The following is a 22578-nucleotide window of genomic DNA, read 5'->3' on the forward strand; positions in this document are numbered from 1 at the left end:
CTACCTCAGGATCGTCCGATGAATGATTTGAGCCGTGTGCCCACGTCGGTGAACCAGGTGGCCGGCATGGCCTCGCCCGCTTCCTTGCGCATCAGCGCCTTCTGCAGCGAATAGACGCTTTGCGGGCGCTCCAGCGGGTCCAGGCGCAGGCACCAGTCTATGGTCTGCAGCAGCTGCGCAGAATAGCGTGACGCATGGGTGCGCGCGACCGGGACGAAGGTGTCCTGCTTGACGCGTTCGTCGGAGCGCGGCGGCGCAACGCCGACCACGCACGCATACAGGCTCGCGCCGACGCTGTAGATGTCGCTCCACGGACCGAGGCTGTCTCGGTCGGTGTATTGCTCGGGGGAGGCGAAACCGGGCGTGTACATCGGCTTCAGGATGGGCTGTTCGGTCATCAGTGTCTGTCGCGCCGCGCCGAAGTCGAGCAGTACCGGGGTGCCGTCGTTGCGCAGGTAGATGTTGGACGGCTTGATGTCCAGATGCAGCAGCTTGTGCGCGTGGACTTCGCGCAGGCCATTGAGCATGCGGGTGAAGATCGCGCGGATGAAGCGCTCGCGTACTTCGCCGCGGTGCTTGTTGATGTATTCATGCAAGGTTCGGCCCCGCTCGAACTGCATCACCATGTAGACGGTACCGTTCGCGCGGAAGAAGTTCAGCACCCGAACCACGTTGGGGTGCATCAGGCGCGCGAGCGAGCGCCCCTCCTCGAAGAAGCACTTGAGCCCGTAGCGAAACGCAGGCAGGTTCTCGCTCGGCACCTGCGGCGTGATGACGCCTTCCTTGCGCAGTGCCAGCGAGTTGGGCAGATACTCCTTGATCGCAACTGGCACGCCGTCCTCGTCGAAGGCCAGATACACGATGGAGAAGCCTCCGAGCGAGAGCTGGCGGTCGATGCGGTACTGGTCGAGTTGAAAGCCGGATGGCAGAGGGCTGTTCGCTTGAGGCGGCATCTGTATGAGGGCTACTATTCGGCTTTTCCGATGTCCGTGCAGCTTGACGCCAGCATCGTCGCACAGCCTGCGACGACGAGGCGGCCGGCGACGGACGGCCCGTCATTTTCAATGTGCGGGGGCTGCAGTGTAAAGGATAACGGCGGACTCCCGGAGGTCTTCACCATGATTCACAGCATGACCGGCTTCGCCGTCCAGACCCGCGATTTCGGCGCGGTGAGCCTGCATATCGAACTGCGCAGCGTCAACTCACGCTACCTCGATCTGTTCTTCCGCATCGGCGACGAACTGCGTCAGGCCGAGCCCGCGATCCGCGAGCAGCTCGCTGCGCGGCTCAAGCGCGGCAAGGTCGAATGTCGGCTCAACCTGCAGAGCAAGCAGGCCGCCCCCCGCGAACTCGCGATCAACGCGGCGCTGCTCGATCAACTCGCCGGTGCCGAGGCGGCGGTGCGGGCGCGTTTCGGCGGGGCGCAGGGCCTGTCGGTCGGCGAGATCCTGCGCTGGCCCGGCATGCTCGCCGACGACGGCGTGAGCTTCGAGCAGATGCAGCCGGTGCTGCTCGAGCTCGCGCGTGCGGCGATCGACGAACTGGTCGCGACCCGCGCGCGCGAAGGCGAGAAGCTCGTCGACATGATCCGCGAGCGCCTGGCCCGCATGCGCGAACTGGTCGCCGAAGCGCAGCCGCGCATCCCGCAGATCGTCGCCGATCATCAGGAGCGGCTCACCGCCCGCCTGCGCGACGCAGTCGCGTCACTGGACGAGGACCGCATCCGCCAGGAGGTCGCGCTGTTCGCGCAGCGCATCGACGTGGCCGAGGAACTCAACCGCCTGTCCGCCCACATCGAAGAGGTCGAGCGCATCCTGAAAAGCGGTGGCGCGGCCGGCAAGCGGCTCGACTTCCTGATGCAGGAGCTCAACCGCGAAGCCAACACGCTCGCCTCCAAGTCCGCCGCCACCGACGTGACCGGCATCGCGATGGAGATGAAGGTGCTGATCGAGCAGATGCGCGAGCAGGTGCAAAACATCGAGTGATGCGCCATGGGGCACCGGTCTGCACCAGAAACCCGGTATTTCTGCTGTTTGCATCATTCCTCGAACAGTGCAGAGTGCGTGCCCGTGCGCACAAAGATGATGGCGTCCCCAGTCCTTGAGGAAGGTCTTGGTGTAGTCGCACGCCTTGGGTGGCGAGGCCCGCTTACTGCTGGCGGGTCTTTTCGAGGTCATCGATCAGGGCGTCAGCAGACTCAAAGCGCGCAGTGCGGACCTTCATCATCGCGCGGGCTTCTTCCATCGCCGCACGGGTCTGTGCATTGGGAACCTTGAGTTCCAGCGGGAACGCCTGATCGTTGACCACGCGCTTGAGCAGGATACGCACCGCATCCGACACGGACAGCCCCATGCCTTCCAGCGCCTCGCTGGCTTGCTCCTTGATTTCACTGTCCACCCGGACGTGCAGCATTGTGGAATGGGCCATCACTGAATCCTCCTTTCTTGTGTGTTTTGTATCTCTATCGAGATACGGTCAAGTGACTCAGACGTGCGGAACCGTTTGACGCATTGTCCGTTGAGGGCGTTCGATACTTGCTCTGCAGTATCCGACTGTCGTCCAGAGGCCCACGTGCGCGCGTAGGCTGTCCGTCAGGTTTACGGATGAAGCGATCGTTCGGATGAATGATTTCCAGAAGTGGCAAAAGGCAGCTTCTGGCCGGACGCACGCACTGGGTGATGTCGCTGAAACCTGCCGCCCGAGTTCCTCCGTGCAAGCTGAACGTCGGCCCAGTGGCTTCGTCGGCGGACGAGGCAATCGACCAGGGGGAACCACGGCGAGTGGCGTCCGTCAGAGAGGCTCCGCATTGTTGCGTGATGCGCAACATGCTACAGTGAATCCATGATCAATTCCTTCCGCCACAAGGGGCTTCGTCGCTTTTATGAGACAGGGAGTCTGGCCGGGATTCAACCACAGCATGCAAAGCGGTTAAGGATGCAGCTTGCAGCCCTAGGAGGCTGTCGGACTTGAGGCTGATCTACTGCGCCGGTGGGAGAAGCGGTCCATATCTGCCCGATTTTTCGTTGCATAGAACCACTATGCGCCTCAAAATCGACCAGATCTGTCCTCGCTTTCCCACCCGGCTCGTGACGATCGCTCAAGTCCGACAGCCTCCTAGATACGGCAGCCAGTATCGACGACATGGATATTCCCGGCTTTCGTCTGCACCCGCTGAAGGGTGGCGAGCAAGCCCGGTGGTCGGTATGGGTCAACGGCAACTGGCGGCTCACCTTCGAGTTTTGCGACGGTAACGCTTATGTACTGGATTACGAGGACTATCACTGATGGCCATGCACAATCCTCCCCACCCGGGCGAGTTCATCCGCGATGTCTACCTCGAGCCGTTCGGCTTGAGCTCGCGACACCTTGCGACGAAGCTCCAAGTGGCACCCTCCACGGTAGCGCGCGTTCTCCAAGGGCGTAGCGCAGTCAGCCCCGAGATGGCGCTACGTCTTTCCCGAGTGCTGGGCCGCTCGCCCGAAAGCTGGCTCGCAATGCAGGATATGCACGACCTGTGGTGTGCGCGGAAGACCGTGAATCTGGAAGGGGTCGAGAGGTTACTGTTTGACGAGCCCAACAACGAGATGCAACCGACGCACTGAGAATCGACGCTCTGAAGTGCGCGGCTGATTCTGGACGTTACGACGACTGTCACTGACCGGCACAATAGAGCCACCGATGATCGGCATATAGGAGCCACCAGAAAGGTGCTCTGACGAACGTCGTCGGGGGTTCAAGGTTGGCTGACTTAACGCTCCAGCGATTGCTTGAGCGTTAAGCTCATCACTGTCGCCATTTTGGCGCCAAGTTGGAAAATTTGGCAGCGAGGGCCTGCTCTGCAGTGCTCGACAGCACCAGTGCGACGGCGAGGTGCGCTCGGGTCAGTCCGACGAAGAGCCGACTTCAGACGCTGTCGCAACGCCGCCGGCGCGGCCAGACTGGCCCATCCAAAAGGGCCCGGGTCAAATGGCCCGCATCTCGGCGTCACGGCGCCTTGAAAGCAGTCCAGTCTTACTGCGTCGCCGCACCTTGATCTGCGAGCCATTTGACCCGGGCGCGACCGCCACCGCGAATGAGAACAGGCCCTGGTGTTTGAGCTGTGCGAGGAGGCATTCGACCCAGCTGGGCTCGAAGTCCTGACCATCGTCGATGATGATGAGGTCGAAAGCCGGCTCGAAGGTTGGTGCCGCCTCGCGGTGCGCGGCAGCCAGCGCCTGGAAGACTCCTTTCGCCCTGAAATCCGGCTCGCCTTCTGGGCGAAGCGCTGCGTGGCCAGTGAGCCGCCCTCGAGCAATCCGAGGTTGAGGATGAGGGTGCCGTCGCTGTCCTCGACGTTGCGACGTGTTCGTTGCCGATAGCCATCTGAGCTGGTCTCGCACAGTTGATACTTCGATGGCAGCGGGCCATCTTCCGCGGTTCGACCAGCGCCGGACATCAGCCGCCGTGCGGTACCCCGTTGGCGATTGCCCAGTCGAGCGCGGCACGGTCGGCACCGGGCGCGATTCTGTCCGCCCCCATGCTGCTTTACATGGCCCGCCAACACCCCAGGCTGCAACTCGAAGTGGCACGGGGCAGCACCGACCTGCTCGTGCACGCGTTACGCGCCCAGCGGCTGGATGCGGCCGTGGTCGATATCCGCGCGCTGCGGCCGGCGGCCGATCTGCGAGTCACCCATCAGGTCGAGATGTCGGCGAGCTTCGTGTATCGAAAGGGGCGCCCGCTGACCGAAACTGACGCGCCGGTACCCTTCGAGGATCTGCCTGCCTATCCGATCGCTTCCACTCCGCTCAGCGACGAAGTCGCCCGCATCCTCACCGAGCGCGACGGCCCGCTTCGGTCTCGTGACGCTGGACAATCGCGCCGATGTGCCCGGCCTGCACATCGTCCGCGAACTCGTCGGCACGTTCCTCGCCGATTGAACCCGAGTCGACTCGCGGCGAGGCACGATTTCCACCGGTTTCCGGCCGATAAGGGGCGGCGCTGTTGAACCTTCGACCCGGAACCGCGCTCCCAAACTCGGCTGCATGCAGCAAGCCCCGCAGCAAACGATGGCCCACGCCGGCAATGCGCCGCCAGTAACGCACTTCCTCACCGGGAGAACAAAGAATGGATCGCACACCGCTCCCCCGTCTGCGCGAAGCCGCTGTGCCGGACGGCCGGTTCGCCCGTCTCGGCAGGCTCGGAAGCCTGGCTGCGGGTCTTGCGGGCGGCATGCTGGCCGAGGGGGTGCGGCGTGTAGCCGCCGGCGAACGTCCGCGGGTGGGCGATCTGCTGCTCACGCCGGCCAACGCCCGCCGTGTGGCCGACCAGCTCGCACAACTGCGTGGTGCGGCGATGAAGGTCGGGCAATTGATGTCGATGGATGCCGGCAACCTGCTGCCGCCGGAACTCTCCGAAATTCTCGCCCGCCTGCGCGAAGACGCCAGGACCATGCCGATGAGCCAGGTCGTGCAGGTGCTGGAAACCCACTGGGGCACAGGGTGGGAGCAAGGCTTGGCGCGCTTCGCCTTCACGCCGGTGGCCGCGGCGTCGATCGGCCAGGTGCACCGCGCGAGAACCGCCGACGGCCGCGAACTCGCGATCAAGATCCAGTATCCCGGCGTGCGACGAAGCATCGACAGCGACGTCGACAACGTCGCCACGCTGCTGCGCGTGTCCGGCCTGCTCCCCAGGGGGCTGGAGATCGCGCCGCTGCTCGAGGAAGCCAAGCGCCAGCTCCACTGCGAGGCCGACTACCGCCTGGAAGCCGACAGCCTGGAGCGCTTCGCCGTGCTGCTCGATGGCAATGCCGACTTCGTGCTGCCGCGCACCGACCCGGCGCTGACCGGCTCCGACATTCTCGCGATGAGCTGGATCGAGGGTGTGCCGGTCGAGTCACTCGCCGACGCCCCGCAAGCCACCCGCGATCGTATCGCCAGCCTGCTGATCGGGCTGCTGTTTCGCGAGCTGTTCGAGTTCGGCCTGATCCAGACCGACCCCAACTTCGCCAACTACCGCTTCGACCCGGGCACTGACCGCATCGGCCTGCTCGACTTCGGCGCAACCCGCGCCTATCGCCCCGAAGTGGTCGAGTCCTATCGCCGGCTGATGTCCGGCGCACAGCGCAACGATCGCGCCGCGATGGACGAGGCCGCGCAAAGCATCGGCTACTTCAAGGCGAACATCCACGCCACGCAGCGCGACGCCGTGCTGGCGCTGTTTCACACCGCCTGCGAACCGCTACGCCACCCCGGGCCATACGACTTCGGCACCTCGGACCTCGCCCTCCGCATCCGCGACGCCAGCCTGCAGCTGAGCGCCGACAAGGACATGTGGCACACCCCGCCCGCCGACGCCCTCTTCCTGCACCGCAAACTTGGCGGCCTCTACCTGCTCGCGGCGCGGCTGCGGGCGAGGGTGGATGTGGCGGGCCTGGCGGCGCGGTGGTTCTAGCGCGATCAAAGCAGACCGGCGTCTGGCGTGGCCGCCGCAGCGTCGACTCAGGGCGTCGGCTCCTCGTTCGTACGCACCCGGTGCAGGCGGATGTCGAGCGGGCGCATGGTGTCGAGGTGCAGATCGCGCTGCGGGAACGCGATGCTGAGGCCTGCGGCCTTGAACTTGCTGTTGATCGCCTTGTGCAGCGCCGTGATCACCGACAGGCGGTTGTCCAGGTTGGGCAGGTGCACGCGCAGGTTCAGCAGCAGCGCGTTGTCGTCGAAGGACTCGAAGCTCACGAGCGGGGCCGGGTCGGCGAGCACTTCCGGGATTTCGGCGGCGGCCTCGTGCATCAGCGCCATCGCCTTGTCGACGTCGCCGTCATAGGAGAGACCGACCGGAATCAGGAGACGATTGAGCCGGTCGGTCAGGGTCCAGTTGATCAACCGACCGGTGATGAACTCCTTGTTCGGCACGATCAGTTCCTGCTTGTCGTAGTTCGTGATCGTGGTGGCGCGGATGCGGATCCGGGTGACCACGCCGGTGGTGTTGTCGATGGTGACCACGTCGCCGACCCGGATCGGGCGCTCGAACAGCAGGATGATGCCGCTGACGAAGTTCGCGACGATCTCCTGCAGACCGAAGCCCAGACCGACACCGAGGGCGGCGATGATCCACTGCAGGCCCGACAGTTGCAGCCCTATGGCCTGGAACGTGGCCAGGATGCCGATACCGACGATCAGATATTGCGACAACGCAGTGATCGCGTAACGCGCGCCGGCGTCCAGCGGCAGGCGTTGCAGCAGCGAGATCTCCAGGATGCCGGGCAGGTTCTTGGCCGCCATCACGGTTACGACGATCACGAACAGGCCCACGATCAGGTCGCTCAGCGTCACCGGCACCAGCGTCGAGATGCCGTCTATCGAGCGCATCGCCTGGAACGGCAGTTCGGTGGCATCGAGAAAGCCGAGCGCCGGGATCAGGTTGGCCCAGATCGACCAGGAGCCGAACAGCATCGTAAACAGGAACCCGGCGCGGACCAGCCGCTTCGACTGCTCCCCGAGTGAGTCGAAATTGACCTCCGGCACCTCGACCGCGATCTCGGGCTCGCCGTCGGCCGGCCCCTCCTCTTCCCGCGCTGCGCGCTGCGCGCGCAATTCGTCGCGGCGACGCATCGCGTTCTCGAAGCGGAGGCGCCGTTCGGTGACGAACAGCCAGCGCAGAATCAGTTCCTTCAGCACGAACACGCCGAACAGAAACCACAGCGTCATCTGGAAGCGCTGCTCCAGATGAACGGCGGTGTAGTGGTAATTGGCCAGCGATATCAGCGCCAGGGCCACTGGTGTTCCGAGCACCAGCGGATACCATAGAAAATGGACCTGCGTGATCAGTTGGCCCGGATGCAGCTTCTTCAAGGCCTGCCACAGGGCGGCGTTCGGATCGAGCAGGCGCCACACGACGATCGCGGCGCCGCTCATCAGCACGATGAAGGCGCCGCTGCCGAGGGCCTGTACCATTGGCGGCGGCTCGGGCGCTGCGGTGGCGCCGACGAGGAAGCTGGTGATCACGCCGAACGGGATGAACCATGCGGTCTGCCGCCTGAGCGCATGACGCACGTCGGCCGGCCAGTCGAAATGGCGATCGCCGACGCTGCCGTCTCGGCACAGTTCGCGCACCAGCGACAGGCTGGCGAGCAGCAAGGCGGCCTTGATCAGGCCGGCGGTGACCGACAGCGTGAAGGGGTCGGCAGTGTCACGCAGCATCAGCGCAAGCCCCAGCATGAACAGCGGCACCGGGGTGACTTTCAGCGTCAGACATGCCAGCGCCTTCATCGTGAGCATCGCCGAATCGCTGCGGATGCGGTTCAATGACTGGTCGATCGCCTTCAGACGATCACGGGTGCGCCGATTGAACAGCGCCAGTCCCACCAGTGCCAACAGTCCGAGCAGCACCGTGGCCGGGTTCCGGCTGGCATAGCCGTTCAGATTCCGGCCAACCTCGACCCAGTTGTCCGGGTCGCCCAGCCATAGGTTCCACGGCAGCGGGCGATCGGAGAACAACGAGATCAGGCCGATGCTCGGAATCCACAGCAGTTGCTCGTCGATGAAGGCGACATAGGCCTCGGCGACGGTGACCAGCTGACGTTCTGCGATATCGAGACTGGTCAGGCTGTTGATGAAGCGACCGTAGGACTGCTGCAGCGAGTTCAGGGAACTGCGATGGGCGCTCATCAGTTCGCGCGCCCTGTCGATCATGTCGCTGCGTTGCTCTTCGGGCAGACCCTCCGCCCATTCCCGCGCGACGGTGCCCATGTTCTGCTCCAGCGCGCCGATGCCGCGGAAGATGTCGTCGATCTCGAGCTGCCGGTTGGTCGCGTCGCTGATGATCTCGCCGCGCGCCAGTGTGTCGCGCCGATGGCTCTGCAGCGAGGGCAGGTCGGCGCGACGCTTGCGCAGCGTGTCGCCGATCGCCATGCTGCGCCCCACGATGTCGACGCGCTGGCGGATGCGCTCGAAGTCGTCGCTTACTTCCGAGAGCTGAGTGGCGGCGCGCTGCAACTGCGCATCGACGTTCTGCTGGTCGCGCACCAGGCGCTCGAGCTCTTCGCGAAATCTGCTGTTGGATTCGGCGACGGCGCGCAGTTCGGGCGGCAGCTCTGCGGCTCGTTGCCGAAGTTGCTCCGCCTCGGCCAGTGCTTGCTGCGCGCCGGCCTCGCGCATCTGCTGCGCCAGGGCTTCGACCTCCTCGATACGCGGGCCCAGCGCGGCAATGAACGCAGTCCAGTATTCGCGTTCGGCCTGGGCCAGATTGGCCAGCAGGCCGTGGTTGGCGGCGGTCTTTCGAAAATAGGCACGCTCGGTGCGCCGCAAGGCGTGACTCGCTTCCAGGCTGTGCATGCGCGCCTGCCTGACGAGTTCGGGTTCGTCCGGAATCGACGTGGCCATTTCACGTTCAAGCTGCTCCATGGCAGCGGTGCGCTCCGAAATCTGCTCGTTGAGCGCACCGGCGCCGGCGAGCAAGCGCGACAGTTCTTCCTCGAAGTGCCGAAGCCGGTCACGCGCGCGAGTGAGTGACTGCTGTTGCGTCGCCAGCCAGGCCTCGACCTCGTCGAGCTCGGCTGACGCGAGGCTCCCGACCGTCTCGGAAGTGTCCGCGCCAAGCGTGAACAGACGGCTGTTCAATTCCTCGATCCGTTGTGGCGCACCACGCAGCGCCTCGTCCAGTGCCGCCGACTGGTCGCGCACGTTTTGCGTCTGGCCCAATCGCGTCATCGCCTGATCGTAGAGTTCGAGCAACCGCGTTTGCGTCGCGTCATCGAGGTTCGCGGCGGACTCGACCGCGGCTCTGCCGGCCTGCAACGACTCCGTGGTAAGCTCGATTCTGCTCGGATCGCGTACCTGCTCCTCGGCTGGCGCCACCGTAGAGACCGTGAAGAGCATGAACAGCAGGGCAATGTGGAGGTAATGTCGAATCGGCATCGAGTCGTGCTTCCTTGCGTTGATTCAGGCCGCGCAAACGCCTGAACGCGCCAGGCGCCTCCACAGACAGCGCAGCATTGGATTCAGTCTGTCCGGCGCCCGCGACGACCGCAGCGCCGATGATAAGTCGCTGGGCGCATATCAACAAATCCGGCAGGCCGGCGGCGCGCCGTGCCCGCAGTGTGGAGCATCTCATGGCAGGAACACTGATCATCATCACCGCGCCGTCGGGGGCGGGCAAGACGACGCTGGTCAAGGGCCTGCTCGAGCGGGACGGCCAGGTCCAGTTGTCGATCTCCTTCACCACCCGCGACCCTCGGCCAGGCGAGCAGGACGGGCGCGAATACCACTTCGTCGATGTGGCGAGCTTCCGGACCCTGCGAGATCGCGGAGAGTTTCTGGAGTGGGCCGAGGTGCACGGAAACTACTACGCCACCTCCAAGGTCTGGATAAGGGAGCAGATCGCCGCGGATCGCGACATTCTGCTCGAAATCGACTGGCAGGGTGCGCAGCAGGTGCGCAAGGTTTTTCCGGATGCGGTCGGCGTGTTCGTGCTGCCGCCGTCGCTCGAGGCGCTCGAGGAACGGCTGCGCGGGCGGGGCACCGACAGCGACGATGTGATCGCGCGTCGATTGCTTGGCGCACGGGGCGAGATGCGTCACGTGGGAGAGTTCGACTACGTTATACTTAACAACCAGTTGCAGAACGCGATTGATGACTTCGTGGCAGTGGTGCATGCCTCGCGGCTGCGTTATGCCAACCAGCATGCGCGACACCTGCGCTATTTCGATTTTCTTGAACAGGATTGAATCATGGCCCGAATCACAATCGAAGACTGTCTGCAACGCATCCCCAACCGGTTCCAGCTCACGCTGGCGGCGACCTATCGCGCACGCCAGATCACCATCGGCTCCGCGCCGCTGATCGATACGGAAAAGCATGGCAAGGAGAAGGCCACCGTCATCGCATTGCGTGAGATCGCCGAAGGCTTGGTCGGGCTCGAAATCCTCAACCGCGGACAGGCCTGAGCCGCAGGGCCGGAGCGCGTCTCATGGAAGCCGCTGCCACGACCCCACCGGCCCCGGAACCTTTCAGTCCGCCTCCGTCGTCCGTCGTCGCGCTCGATTTCGATCGACTCAGGAGCAAGCTCGAAACCTACATGCGTCCGGAGGATGTCGGTCGCATTGAGGCTGCCTATCATTTTTCGGCGATGGCCCACGAGGGCCAGTTTCGCATCAGCGGTGAGCCCTACATCTGCCACCCGGTCGCAGTCGCCGACATCATTTCGGACTGGCATCTCGACCCGCAGGCGCTGATCGCAGCCCTCCTTCACGACGTGATGGAGGACACGCACATCTCCAAGCAGGAGATCGCCGAGCGTTTCGGAAAGGTCGCAGCCGAGCTGGTCGATGGCCTGTCCAAGCTCGACAAGATCGAGTTCCGCTCTCAGGAAGAAGCGCAGGCCGAGAACTTTCGCAAGATGCTGCTCGCGATGGCGAGCGACCTGCGCGTGATCCTGATCAAGCTCGCCGACCGCTTGCACAACATGCGCACGCTCGATTGCGTGCGCCCGTCCAAGCGTCGCCGCATCGCGACCGAAACGCTGGACATCTATGCCCCGATCGCGAACCGGCTGGGGCTGAACACGCTTTATCGTGAGTTGCAGGAGCTGTCGTTCGAGCACAAGTTTCCGATGCGATTCCGCGCGCTGTCGCGTGCGATCAAGTCGGCGCGCGGCAATCGCCGAGAGGTCGTCGGCAAGGTGCTGAAGTCGGTCGAGGAGCGCCTGCCTCAGTGGGGCGTGTCGGCCGAGGTGCAGGGACGCGAGAAGCATCTGTTCTCGATCTACCGCAAGATGGTGGAAAAACGTCTGTCCTTCTCGCAGGTGCTCGACATCTACGGCTTCCGCGTGATCGTGTGCGACATCCCGACCTGCTATATCGCGATCGGCGCGCTGCATGGCATTTACAAGCCGGTGCCGGGCAAGTTCAAGGACTACATCGCGATCCCGAAGGCGAATGGCTACCAGTCGCTGCACACGACGCTGATCGGACCCTTCGGCACGCCGGTCGAGATCCAGGTGCGCACCGCGGAGATGCATCACATCGCCGAAAGCGGGGTCGCATCGCACTGGCTGTACAAGGACGACGAGAAGACCTTGACCGAGCTGCAGCAGCGTACCCATTCCTGGCTGCAGTCGCTGCTGGAGCTGCAGTCCACATCGGGCGAGGCGACCGAGTTTCTCGAGCATGTGAAGGTCGACCTGTTCCCGGGCGAGGTGTACGTGTTCACGCCGCAGGGCAGGATCCTGTCGCTGCCGCGTGGCTCCACGCCGGTGGATTTCGCGTATGCGGTGCATACCGACATCGGCAATCGCTGCGTCGCCTGCCGGGTCAATGCCGATCTGATGCCGCTGCGCACCGAACTGCGCAACGGCGATCAGGTCGAGATCATCACCGCGGCGCACGCCAACCCGAACCCGGCGTGGCTGTCGTATGTTCGGACCGGCAAGGCCCGTGCGCAGATTCGTCATTTCCTGAAGAACGCGCAGCACGAGGAGGCGGTGACGCTCGGCGAGCGCCTGCTCAACCAGGCCCTGCGGCCGCATGGGCTGACGCTGGGCCAGATCAGCACCTTCGCATGGGACCGCTTCCTGCGCGACCGGGGCGTGCGCAGCAAGAAGGAGGTCTTCGCCGACATCGGCCTGGGCAAGCGTCTGCCGGTGATCGTCGCGCGGCGTCTGTCCGAGGCGCAGGATCAGGAGTCGGGCCGGCCGGATGTGGTCAAGCCCAAGCCCGCCGGCGCGATCCACATCAGCGGCAGCGAAGGCATCGCGGTACAACTGGCGAGCTGCTGCCAGCCGATTCCCGGCGACCCGATCATCGGCGTGATCCGCAAGGGCCGCGGCCTGGAGGTTCATCGACACGACTGTACGTCGGTGGCCAAACTGCGTGGTGACCGCGGGCGCTGGGTCGATGTCGAATGGGAGCCGGGTCAGGACCGCATGTTCGACGTGACGATGAAGGTGCTGACCAAGGAAGGCCGCGGCGTGCTGGCACGGGTCGCGAGCGCGATTTCCGACGAGGACTGCAACATCCAGAACGTTACGATGGACCGCGAGCAGGGCATCTACACATCGCTGAACCTGACGCTTCAGGTACGCGACCGCATGCATCTCGCTGCGGTGATGCGTGGCGTGCGCCGGGTGCCCGAGGTCGTGCGCATCGGACGCACCGGCACCGACGGCCGGGTGGGCTGAGCCGATGGTCATGCGTGGCACCAGACCTCGCCGGCTGGCGATAAACGGCTATGGCCGGATCGGGCGCTGCTTCCTGCGCGCACTGCATGAGTCCGGGTTGTCGGAACGCCTGCAGGTGTGCGCGATCAACGAGCCGGCCGATCTGGACAGCATCGCCTATCTGACCCGCTACGATTCTACGCATGGCCGCTTCGGGGGCCGGGTCGAGGTCGGCGAGGGCTGCCTGGTCGTGGAAGGGCGCGAGATCCGCGTGACGCATGCGACCGAGCCGGAGGGCGTGGACTGGTCCGCGCTCGACATCGACCTGCTGGTGGAATGCTCCGGCCGTTACGGCAGCCGGGAGGAACTGATGCGCTTCGTCGACGCGGGCTGTCCCAGGGTGCTGCTGTCGCACCCGGGCAATGGCGCCGAGGATGTGGACGCGACCATCGTGTACGGCATCAACCAGCAGTTGCTGCACGGGGGCGAACGCATCGTGTCGAACGCGTCATGCACCACCAACGCGGTGGTGCCGGTGCTGCACCTGCTGCAGCGCGAACTGGGGCTGCAGCAGGTGCTGCTGACGACCCTGCATTCGGTGATGAACGATCAGCCGCTGATCGACGGCTATCATCACGCCGACCTGCGCCGTACCCGTTCCGCGATGCAGTCCATCATCCCGGTGTCGACCGGGCTCGCGCGCGGCGTCGAACGGCTTCTGCCCGATCTGATCGGGCGGGTGCAGGCCAAGGCGATTCGCGTGCCGACGCACAACGTGTCGGCGATCGACATGGTGCTCGGCGTGGAGCGTCCGGTCGGCGTGACGACGATCAACCGCCTGCTGCGCGATGCGGCGCAAGGCCCGTATGCCGGTCTGATCGCATATTCGGACGAGGCGCACGCGTCCATCGATTTCAACCACGATCCGCATTCGGCGATCGTCGACGGCGGACAGACCCGGGTCGTCGGCCCGCATCTGCTGAACCTGCTGGTCTGGTTCGACAACGAATGGGGCTTCGCGAACCGCATGACCGAGGTCTCGGCGTACTGGCTCGAGCGGGTCGAAGCGCGCAAGGCGGTGTCGCACCCGCACGCGTGACGCGACACCGCGACGAGTCGGTGCCGTAGCGACCGTTCCGGAAGAATCCGCTCAGATGCAGGCCTTGATCCTGTCCGCGTAGTCGCGCAGCTTGCCGGCCGGCGGATCCTTGCGCGGCCAACTCAGCGTGATGCCGTCGTCGCGATGGCGCGGCACGACATGCATGTGGAAGTGGAACACGGTCTGGTCGCCTTCCCTGCCATTGGCCTGCAGCAGCGTGAGGCCGGGCGGGTCGAAAGCCGCGCGCACCGCGATTGCGACTCTCCGGGCGGTCTGCATCACCGCCGCGGCTTCTTCCTCAGTGAGATCGAACAGCGTGGCCGCGTGGCGCTTCACCGCGACAAGCACGTGTCCCGGATTGACCTGGCCGATGTCCATGAAAGCGATCGTCAGATCGTCCTCAAAGACCGTTGCGGCCGGAATCTCGCCGGAGACCAGGCGGCAGAAGATGCATTGGTCCGGCGGCGAGGTGTCGATGAACATGGGCATGACGAGGCTTCCTGTTCGAGTGGTCGATGGCCTGTCGGCGTGGCCGCGGCGGTGCTGCCGGATCGCAGGAACGATACATCATCGGCGTGAGAACTTTGACATCCGTATCTGCGCATGCGAGGAGAATCGTTTGAACGCCGTTTTCGCGGCTCGCGCCGCTCCCACCGGGTTGTTTGCGCGACCATGTGGGAGAGGTGCGAGCCGCGAATTCTGTCGTTCATCCTGGCAGAAGCGCTCGATTGCGCGCTTACTGTGCGATCGCTTCGACCGAGATGTCGATCGTGACTTCGTCGCCGACGTTCGGTGCGTACTTTCCGGCGTTGAAGTCGGAGCGCTTGACCACGACCCGCGCGTTCGCGCCGATTGCGTTCTTGGGCAGCATCGGGTGCGGCATCGCGGTGAACGAGGTCAGCTCGAGCGTCACCGGGTGCGTGATGCCCTTGATCGTCAGCTCGCCCTCGACTGCGACCGGGGTGTCACCGTCGAACACCGCACGGGTGGACTTGAAGGTGGCGGTCGGGTGGTTCGCCGTGTCGAGGAAGTCCTCGCCGACGATGTGCTCGTTGAAGGTTGCATAGCCGGTGTCCACCGACGTGGTGTCGATGACGATGTCGACGTCGGCGGTGCGCGCCTCGGCGTCGTACACGATGGTGCCGGTGGTGGTGTTGAAGCGGCTCAGCTGCGTGGACAGGCCCAAGTGGTTGTAAGAGAAGCGGGCGAAGGTGTGCGAGCCGTCGATGACATAGGTCTGCGGTGCGGCGAAGGCCGGCAGCGCGACGGCGGCGGTGGTGGCGAAGGCGAGGGCTGCGGTGAGTCTGCGAAGCGTGGTCATGAGTATTCTCCTATGGGTTTGGGGATGGTGCCTGGGGTCGAGGGTGGAAAGAGCGCCGACCATCACTGGCCGGCAGTTGCGGTGATGCGGAATGTCACGCGGATGTCGTTGGCGAGGATGTCGAACCTGGACCAGGCCCCTTCGCCGACCGAGAAGTCGCCGCGCTTGATCGCGAACTCGCCTTCGAACACCGCGGCGCCGCCTTCGGTACGGAAACTTGCCGGTGCGACGACGTCCTTGACGGTACCCTTGATGCTGAGCCGGCCGGCGACCTCGAAGCGGTCGTCACCCAGCGGCGTGACGCTGACCGACTCGAAGCGGGCGCTCGGGAACACGGCGGTATTGAACCAGATCTTGTCCTGAACCTCGCTGTCGGCCTCGCTCATGCCGGTGCTGACGCTGCCCAGATCGACGTCGATGACTGCGCTGGCGTTCTCGGGTGACGCCGGGTCGAAGCGCAGTTCGCCGGAAAAGGAGCGGAAACTGCCGTCGAGCGTGACGCCCATCTGCGTGTAGCTGAAGCCGATGGCGCTGTCCTCGGTCACGATGCGCTCGTAAGGCGCCGCGTGCGCGCCGCTTGCGAGGCCGGCGCCGAGGGCCAGCGCGACTGCCAGTGATCCGGCGATCTTCCTGAACATCATGTGATTCTCCTGTTGGCGGGCAGCATCCTGGTCAGAACGTCGTCCCGGTCGATGAAGTGATGCTTCAATGCGGCGCCTACATGAGCGACCAGCGTCGCGATCAGCAGCCAGTTGAGGTATTTGTGCGTCGCCTGCAGCAGATCGCCGAGCGCCTCGTCCTTGGCCAGCAGGTCCGGGATCGGTACGACACCGAACCACACGGTCGGCACGCCCTTGGCGGAGCTCATCAGCCAGCCGGCCAGCGGGATCGCGACCATCAGCACGTACAGCGTCGCGTGTCCTGCATGGGCGGCCAAGCGCATCGCGGGCGGCATCGTCGCCGGCAACGGCGGCGGGCGATGGAAGGCGCGCCACGCGAGTCGCGCGAGAACCAGCGCGAACGCGGTGACGCCGGCCCATTTGTGCCATGAGTAGAACCTGAGCTTGTCCGGCGAGAACGGCAGGCCCTCCATGTACAGGCCCAGCCCGATCAGGCCGAAAATCAGCACCGCCATCAGCCAGTGCAGGAGCTTCGCGGTCGCGGTGTAGGCGGATGCGGCATTGCGTGCGCTCATGGTGCTCGAAGCTCCGTCTGCTCGCCGAGCGCATAGGCGTCCATCGCGAGTACATGATTGTCGATGCCGGCGTGAACGCGCCGGGCGCTTGGCCTGTCGCCGCCCGCGCCCAGCGCGACGAACAGCGGCAGCAGATGCTCTTCGGTCGGATGCGCCTGGGCCGCCTGCGGGGCCTGGCGCCGATAGTCGAGCAGTGCGGCCCGGTCACCGTCGGCGAGCCTGTCCGCGATCCAGTCGGCGAACTGACGGACATAGGCCGGGGTCGCCGTCGCGGACGCGCCGTGACGATAGTCCATCAGGTTGTGCGTGATGTTGCCCGAGGCCAGCACCAGAAACCCCCGTTCGGCCAGCGGCGCGAGGCTGCGGCCGAGCCGCCAGGCCTGCTCCGGACCGCCCTGGCTCTGGATCGACAGCGGCACGACCGGCACGTCGGCATCCGGAAACATCATCCGCAGCGGCACCCACGCGCCATGATCCAGGCCGCGTCCGGCATCGCGCTCGACCGGCAGACCGGCCGCCGCGATCGCGGTCGCGACCTCTTCGGCCGCCTCGGGGCATCCGGTCGCCGGATAGCTTAGCCGGTACAGAGCTTCCGGAAAACCGTGGAAGTCGTGGATGGTCTGCGGGCGGGCGGCGAAACCGACGGTCGGCACACGGGTTTCCCAGTGGGCGCTGACCACGACGATGACCCGCGCTTGCGGCAATGTGCGCGCGACATTCGCGATCGCTTCGCCGGCCACGCCCGGCTGCAGGGCGAAGGTCGGGGCACCGTGCGGTACGAACAGGGAGGGCAGTCGGATCGTCATGATCGTTGGTCGGTTTCGTTGGTCAGGCTATGGCTTGACTATAGACTTCAAGTTCGTGTCGAAATACCGCACAATCTGCAATTCATAGTTGCCAGGAAAGCAACAATGGATCGATTGGATGCAATGCAGCTCTTCGTCCGGGTGGCCGAATCGGGCAGTTTCTCGGCGGTCGCGCAGCAATTCGGCGTGGCCCGTTCGGTCGTGACCCGCAAGATCGCTGCGCTGGAGGCCCACCTGGGCGTCAAGCTGATGGGGCGCAGCACGCGACGACTGACGCTGACCTCGGCCGGCACCGCCTATCTGGAACGCTGCCGGGTCATCCTCAATCTGGTGGACGTGGCCGAGGAGGACGTCGCGCACGAGCGCGCGATGCCGCGCGGGCGAATTCGCGTCGGTCTTCCGCTCAGTTTCGGTCTTCGCCGGCTTGCGCCACTGCTGCTCGACTTCTCGCAGAAATACCCGGAGGTCGGCCTGGACATGGATTACTCCGACCGTGTCGTGAATCTGATCGAGGAGGGGTTCGATCTGTCGATCCGGATCACGTCGCGACTCGAACCCGGGGACGTGGTGCGCAAGCTGGGCACCTGCCGGCTGCGGGTGCTTGCGTCGCCCGAGTATCTCGCGCGGCGCGGCCGCCCCGGCCATCCGGACGAACTCGCGCAGCACGACTGCCTCGGCTATTCGTCGCGCGCGTCGTCGCAGACCTGGACCTTCACCGTGAATGGCCGCGCGGAGCACTTCAACGTACGTTGCCGCATCAATGCGAACAATGGCGACGCGCTGATGTCCGCCACGGGCCGGGGCCTGGGCATCTCGGTCCAACCGGATTTCATTGCGGAGTCCGATCTGGCGTCCGGCCGGGTGGCGTGCATTCTCGAAGACTTCGCGCCACCCGAGCTCGGAATCTATGCGGTATTGCCGAGCAATCGTCATGTGCCGCACCGTGTGCGCGCGCTGATCGACTTCCTGTCCGCGGCGCGCTTGGGTGGCGGCAGCTCCTGAGGCTACGATCCGGCGCCGTTCGGCGCGTGCGTGCGTTCTCAGATGGGCCGTTCGGGTGCCTTGCTATGGTGCACTGCGGGGTCGTGCGGACTGGTAACCCGCTTCCGCCTGGGCCACAATGACTCGTAGCCGCTCCATCCCAGAACCCCGACAGGAGAGCGTTCCTCATGCCATACGAGACCATCATTTATCACGCCAGCAATGGCATGGCCGAGATCCGGCTCAATCGTCCGCATCGCCTGAATGCGGTCACCCAGCAGCTCTATGACGAACTGAACGCCGCACTGAGCGCGGCCGAGGCCGACCGCGACCTGCGGGTCGTGCTGTTGACCGGGGAGGGGCGCGCGTTCTGCGTGGGCGCCGACCTGAAGGAGCACAAGGCCGCCACGCGTACCGCCTACGACCGGCGCCAGTACCTGCAGGGCGAACAGACCGTGTGCAAGCGGCTGCTGCAGATGAGGAAGCCGGTGGTCGCCGCGGTCAACGGCTTCGCGCTGGGCGCCGGTGCCGAAGTCGCACTGGCCTCGGACTTCCTGCTGATGGCCGAGAGCGCGCAGATCGGTCTGCCCGAGATCAGCATCGGCAATTTCCTGGGTGGCGGCGTGACCTGGCTGCTGCCGCGCCTGGTCGGGCTGGCCAAGGCCCGCGAACTGGTGTTCCTCGGCGAACGCATCAAGGGCGAGGAGGCAGTGCGCATCGGCCTCGCGAACCGCGTGCTCGCGGATGAGGGCTTCCTCGACGCGGCGCGCGCGTTCGCGGCGAGGGTCGCGAGCAAGGCGCCGCTGTCCATGCAGCTCGCCAAGGAGCAGCTCAACATGTCGGCCGAGCGCACATTGGATGCCTGCCTGATCGCCGAGCTCGAAGGCATGACCTTCGTCGGTACCACGCGCGACTGGCAGGAAGGGGTGGACGCCTTCGCCGAAAAGCGCTCGCCGGTTTTCAGGGGGGAATGACAGATGACCGACCAGCAAAGCCAACACGTGACCGAAATGCCGCGCAAGAGCCCGCTGCACGCCTTTCTCGCGCCGGACGCGATCGCGATCATCGGCGCTTCGGCCGATCCGACCAAGCGCGGCTACAAGGCCATGGTCGGGCTGATCAAGGGTCACTACCCGGGCAAGATCTACCCGCTCAACCCCAAGGTGCCCGAGATCCTCGGCGTGCCCACCTTCGCCGCACTCGACGATATTCCGGGTCCGGTCGACCTGGCGTTGATCTGCACGCCGGCGGCGACGCTACCCGGTATCATGCTCGAGTGCGGCCGCAAGGGGGTCAAGGGCGCGGTGATCCTCGCCGCCGGTTTCCGCGAGACCGGCGCCGAGGGCGCGAAGCTGGAGCAGGAGGTGCTCAAGGCCGCGCGTGCGGGGGGTGTCCGGATCATCGGCCCGAACACGTCGGGCATGTTCAACATGCACAAGCGGGTCAATCTGCTCGATCTGGGCAATGTCAAACCCGGTGACATCGGCTTCATCTCGCAGTCGGGCAACATGCTGCTGGCGCTGGTGCTCGAGGCCGAATACAACGGTCATGTCGGCTTCTCGACCTATGTCGGTCCAGGGAACCAGACCGACATCGGATTCAATGACTATCTTTGTTACCTCGGCGAGGATCCGAATACGCGGGTCGCGACGCTGTACGTGGAAGGTTTCCGCGACGGCCAGCGCTTCCTGCAGGTCGCGCGCGCGATCACGCCGATCAAGCCGGTGGTGGTCTACAAGTCCGGTGCCACCGAGCTTGGCAAGAAGGCGGCCAGCTCGCATACCGGCGCGCTCGCCGGCAGCTACGAGATGACGGTGGATCTGCTGAAGCAGGTGGGGGTGAGCGTGGTGCGCCATTCCGACCAGATCCTGCCGGTGGCCGAAGGCCTCGCGCTGATGCAGAAGGCGCGCGGCAAGCGCATCGCGATCATCGCCGATGGCGGCGGCCAGGCGACGATCACGTCCGACCGGCTGTCCGAGGCCGGGTTGGCGCTGGCCGAGCTGTCGGAGGCCACCCGCAAGCGTCTGGCGGCCATCCTGTTCGCGCAGGCTTCACTGGCCAACCCGGTCGATGTGGCCGGAACCTCGGACACGAATCCGGAAGTGCTGGCGCAGTGCATGGAGATCGTCGCCGAGGACGACGGCGTCGATGCGGTCTTTCTGGTCGGCATGTTTGGCGGCTACCACACCCGCTTCGCCGAATCGCTGCTGGGCGGCGAGATGCGCGCAGCCGAGACGATGATCGAGCTTGCGCGCCGGGTGGGCAAGCCGCTGGTGGTCTACAGCCTCTATGCGCCGGTCAAGCCCCCCCCGCTGCGGCGCCTGCACGAGGCCGGTCTGCCCGTTTACGCATCGATCGAACACGCGGTCAAGGTGTTGCAGGCTTTGAGTGAACGCGGGATCTACCTGCAGCATCAGCACGGGCAGCCGTTGCAGGCAGGGGTCACGCCGAACGACGACATGCTGGCGATGTTCGCGCGCGCGCAGCACGAAGGGCGCGACCTGTTCGAGTTCGAAGCCAAGGCGCTGCTGCGTGCGCATGGCGTGGCGGTCGCGCCGGAGCGCGTGGCCCACAGTGCGGACGAACTCGCCGAGATCGCGTCCGGGCTCGGGGAGCAGCCGTTCGCGATGAAGGTGGTGTCCAAGGACATCCTGCACAAGTCGGACGCCGGCGGCGTGAAGCTCAATCTGGTCGGCGAGGCCGCGATGCGCGAGGCCTTCGACCAGATCATGACGAGTTGCCGCGCCTACGATCCGAATGCCGACATCCGCGGCGTGCTGGTCGCGCCGATGGCCAGGAAAGGTACCGAGGTCATCGTCGGTGTGGTGCGCGATCCGATCTTCGGGCCGGTGCTGATGTTCGGTCTGGGCGGTATCTTCGTCGAGATTCTCGAGGATGTCGCGTTTCGCGCGATTCCGCTGTCGCGCCACGACGCGGAGGCCATGGTCGATCAGCTCAAGGGCCGCAAGATACTCGCCGGCGTGCGCGGTGAGGCGGCGGTTGACAAGGCCAGCCTGGTCGATCTGCTGCTGGCCGTGTCGAGCATCGTCAGCGCGTATCCGCAGTTGTCCGAACTCGATCTGAATCCGGTGATCGCGTATCCGGACGGCTATGCGGTGGTCGACGCCCGCATCATCACCAACCGCAGCGTGTTGTGAGCGCAGAGAACAAAGCCATGAATGCACCTGCCGTGCCTCCCCCCGTGCTGACCGACGCCGTGCTGCAGCTCGACGCGCGGGTCGCGACGCTGACGCTGAACCGCGATGACGTGCGCAATGCGCTGACCGGTACCGGCCTGATCGAGGACATCATCGCGGTGGCCGACTGGGTCAACCGCTGCGACGACGTGTCGGTGCTGGTCATGACCGGCGCCGGCTCGGCGTTCTCGTCCGGCGGCAACGTGAAGGACATGGCCGAGCGTGGCGGCGACTTCGCCGGCGACGTGGCCGAGGTCGCGACCCGCTACCGGCGTGGCATCCAGCGCATCCCGCTGGCCTTGCAGCAGGTCGAGGTGCCGATCATCGCGGCGGTCAATGGTCCCGCGGTCGGGGCCGGGTTCGATCTGGCCAACATGGCCGACATCCGCATCGCTTCGACGAAAGCGAAATTCGGCGAAACCTTCCTGAACCTGGGCATCATCCCGGGCGACGGGGGGGCGTGGTTCATGCAGCGCCTCATCGGCTACCAGCAGGCCTTCGAGATGACGCTGTCCGGGCGCATCGTCGGGGCCGACGAGGCAAAGCGACTCGGGCTGGTGCTCGACGTGGTCGAACCGGATCAGCTGATGAGCCGGGCACACGACATCGCGGCCCGTTTTGCCGCCCAGCCGCCCAAGGCCCTGCGCCTGACCAAGCGTCTGATGAAGATGGCCCAGCGCATGGAGCTCAAGGACTTCCTGGACCTGTGCGCCGCCTTCCAGGGCATGTGTCACAACGAACCCGAACACCTCGCGGCGGTCCGGCGCATGCTGGACAAGTGAGTCCCCGGCGCGCGCGTTCCTTTCGGCCGGTGTGCGTCCGAGGGTCCTGGCCCGCACCGTTTGCGC

General features: G+C 65.3%; 21 protein-coding genes and 1 pseudogene. 13 read left to right on the top strand and 9 right to left on the bottom strand.

Annotated features, from left to right (window positions below; all coding sequences use genetic code 11):
• Nucleotides 1-5: 5 nt before the first annotated feature.
• On the bottom strand, nucleotides 6-953 hold the full coding sequence (locus ACKVEX_RS00300) for a serine/threonine protein kinase (RefSeq protein WP_473213677.1): 948 nt from the start codon (nucleotides 951-953) through the stop codon (nucleotides 6-8).
• A 165-nt stretch (nucleotides 954-1118) separates the two neighbouring features.
• Between ACKVEX_RS00300 and ACKVEX_RS00305 the strand changes: the two genes are divergently transcribed.
• Nucleotides 1119-1985: a YicC/YloC family endoribonuclease gene (locus tag ACKVEX_RS00305; RefSeq protein ID WP_473213678.1), complete on the top strand. Its 867-nt coding sequence runs from the start codon at nucleotides 1119-1121 to the stop codon at nucleotides 1983-1985.
• Nucleotides 1986-2148: 163 nt separating this feature from the next.
• On the opposite strand, the gene ACKVEX_RS00310 is transcribed toward ACKVEX_RS00305, so the two are convergent.
• On the bottom strand, nucleotides 2149-2427 hold the full coding sequence (locus tag ACKVEX_RS00310; protein WP_473214265.1) for a type II toxin-antitoxin system RelB/DinJ family antitoxin: 279 nt from the start codon (nucleotides 2425-2427) through the stop codon (nucleotides 2149-2151).
• 696 nt (nucleotides 2428-3123) lie between these two features.
• Between ACKVEX_RS00310 and ACKVEX_RS00315 the strand changes: the two are divergent.
• Nucleotides 3124-3285 (top strand): annotated as a pseudogene (locus ACKVEX_RS00315) (type II toxin-antitoxin system RelE/ParE family toxin); the annotation flags it as partial.
• Nucleotides 3285-3602 (top strand): HigA family addiction module antitoxin, encoded by a 318-nt coding sequence (locus tag ACKVEX_RS00320; protein WP_473213679.1) that lies wholly within the window; start codon nucleotides 3285-3287, stop codon nucleotides 3600-3602. The pseudogene ACKVEX_RS00315 and the gene ACKVEX_RS00320, both read left to right, overlap by 1 nt.
• 146 nt (nucleotides 3603-3748) lie before the next feature.
• Here ACKVEX_RS00320 and ACKVEX_RS00325 read toward each other — a convergent pair whose 3' ends face one another.
• Entirely contained in the window at nucleotides 3749-4435 is a 687-nt protein-coding gene (locus ACKVEX_RS00325) for a YpsA SLOG family protein (RefSeq protein WP_473213680.1), read from the bottom strand.
• A 21-nt stretch (nucleotides 4436-4456) separates the two neighbouring features.
• On the opposite strand from ACKVEX_RS00325, the gene ACKVEX_RS00330 reads away from it, so the two are divergent.
• Both ACKVEX_RS00330 and ACKVEX_RS00335 read left to right on the top strand, forming a co-directional pair.
• On the top strand, nucleotides 4457-4987 hold the full coding sequence (locus ACKVEX_RS00330; protein ID WP_473213681.1) for a LysR substrate-binding domain-containing protein: 531 nt from the start codon (nucleotides 4457-4459) through the stop codon (nucleotides 4985-4987).
• Between the two features lie 119 nt (nucleotides 4988-5106).
• The gene (locus ACKVEX_RS00335; protein WP_473213682.1) at nucleotides 5107-6432 is read left to right on the top strand and encodes an ABC1 kinase family protein; all 1326 of its coding nucleotides are present in this window, start codon (nucleotides 5107-5109) and stop codon (nucleotides 6430-6432) included.
• A gap of 47 nt (nucleotides 6433-6479) precedes the next feature.
• Here ACKVEX_RS00335 and ACKVEX_RS00340 read toward each other — a convergent pair whose 3' ends face one another.
• Nucleotides 6480-9893: a mechanosensitive ion channel domain-containing protein gene (locus ACKVEX_RS00340; RefSeq protein ID WP_473213683.1), complete on the bottom strand. Its 3414-nt coding sequence runs from the start codon at nucleotides 9891-9893 to the stop codon at nucleotides 6480-6482.
• 194 nt (nucleotides 9894-10087) lie between these two features.
• Here ACKVEX_RS00340 and gmk point away from each other — a divergent pair, with 194 nt between their 5' ends.
• From gmk to ACKVEX_RS00360, 4 genes are read left to right on the top strand one after another with little or no spacing between them, the layout of a single operon-like run.
• Nucleotides 10088-10702 (top strand): guanylate kinase, encoded by a 615-nt coding sequence (gmk, locus tag ACKVEX_RS00345; RefSeq protein WP_473213684.1) that lies wholly within the window; start codon nucleotides 10088-10090, stop codon nucleotides 10700-10702.
• A gap of 3 nt (nucleotides 10703-10705) precedes the next feature.
• Nucleotides 10706-10921 carry a DNA-directed RNA polymerase subunit omega gene (gene rpoZ, locus ACKVEX_RS00350; protein ID WP_473213685.1) on the top strand — a complete coding sequence of 72 codons (216 nt, stop codon included), beginning with the start codon at nucleotides 10706-10708 and terminating at the stop codon, nucleotides 10919-10921.
• 23 nt (nucleotides 10922-10944) lie between these two features.
• A complete protein-coding gene (locus ACKVEX_RS00355) occupies nucleotides 10945-13152 on the top strand; it encodes a RelA/SpoT family protein (RefSeq protein ID WP_473213686.1) in 2208 nt (735 codons plus the stop codon).
• A 10-nt stretch (nucleotides 13153-13162) separates the two neighbouring features.
• Complete coding sequence (locus ACKVEX_RS00360; protein ID WP_473213687.1) at nucleotides 13163-14230, top strand: type I glyceraldehyde-3-phosphate dehydrogenase; 1068 nt, start codon at nucleotides 13163-13165, stop codon at nucleotides 14228-14230.
• Between the two features lie 51 nt (nucleotides 14231-14281).
• On the opposite strand, the gene ACKVEX_RS00365 is transcribed toward ACKVEX_RS00360, so the two are convergent.
• The 5 genes from ACKVEX_RS00365 to ACKVEX_RS00385 form a co-directional block, all read right to left on the bottom strand.
• A complete protein-coding gene (locus ACKVEX_RS00365) occupies nucleotides 14282-14719 on the bottom strand; it encodes an HIT family protein (protein ID WP_473213688.1) in 438 nt (145 codons plus the stop codon).
• A 247-nt stretch (nucleotides 14720-14966) separates the two neighbouring features.
• A complete protein-coding gene (locus ACKVEX_RS00370; protein ID WP_473213689.1) occupies nucleotides 14967-15551 on the bottom strand; it encodes a YceI family protein in 585 nt (194 codons plus the stop codon).
• Between the two features lie 62 nt (nucleotides 15552-15613).
• On the bottom strand, nucleotides 15614-16192 hold the full coding sequence (locus ACKVEX_RS00375) for a YceI family protein (RefSeq protein ID WP_473213690.1): 579 nt from the start codon (nucleotides 16190-16192) through the stop codon (nucleotides 15614-15616).
• Nucleotides 16189-16746 (bottom strand): cytochrome b, encoded by a 558-nt coding sequence (locus tag ACKVEX_RS00380; protein ID WP_473213691.1) that lies wholly within the window; start codon nucleotides 16744-16746, stop codon nucleotides 16189-16191. Before ACKVEX_RS00380 ends, ACKVEX_RS00375 begins: the two co-directional genes overlap by 4 nt.
• Nucleotides 16743-17552, bottom strand: coding sequence for a dioxygenase family protein (locus tag ACKVEX_RS00385; protein WP_473213692.1), 810 nt, complete (start codon nucleotides 17550-17552; stop codon nucleotides 16743-16745). The genes ACKVEX_RS00380 and ACKVEX_RS00385 overlap by 4 nt, the downstream gene beginning before the upstream one ends.
• Before the next feature lie 105 nt (nucleotides 17553-17657).
• On the opposite strand from ACKVEX_RS00385, the gene ACKVEX_RS00390 reads away from it, so the two are divergent.
• From ACKVEX_RS00390 to ACKVEX_RS00405, 4 genes are all read left to right on the top strand, one after another.
• Nucleotides 17658-18554, top strand: coding sequence for a LysR family transcriptional regulator (locus ACKVEX_RS00390; protein ID WP_473213693.1), 897 nt, complete (start codon nucleotides 17658-17660; stop codon nucleotides 18552-18554).
• Between the two features lie 167 nt (nucleotides 18555-18721).
• Nucleotides 18722-19507 carry an enoyl-CoA hydratase/isomerase family protein gene (locus tag ACKVEX_RS00395; protein WP_473213694.1) on the top strand — a complete coding sequence of 262 codons (786 nt, stop codon included), beginning with the start codon at nucleotides 18722-18724 and terminating at the stop codon, nucleotides 19505-19507.
• 3 nt (nucleotides 19508-19510) lie between these two features.
• Entirely contained in the window at nucleotides 19511-21691 is a 2181-nt protein-coding gene (locus ACKVEX_RS00400) for an acetate--CoA ligase family protein (protein WP_473213695.1), read from the top strand.
• A gap of 17 nt (nucleotides 21692-21708) precedes the next feature.
• Nucleotides 21709-22512, top strand: coding sequence for an enoyl-CoA hydratase-related protein (locus tag ACKVEX_RS00405; RefSeq protein ID WP_473213696.1), 804 nt, complete (start codon nucleotides 21709-21711; stop codon nucleotides 22510-22512).
• The last annotated feature ends 66 nt before the right edge of the window (nucleotides 22513-22578 follow it).

This window comes from Denitraticella aggregata (assembly GCF_048158365.1).
Lineage (GTDB): Bacteria > Pseudomonadota > Gammaproteobacteria > Burkholderiales > Rhodocyclaceae > Azoarcus_F.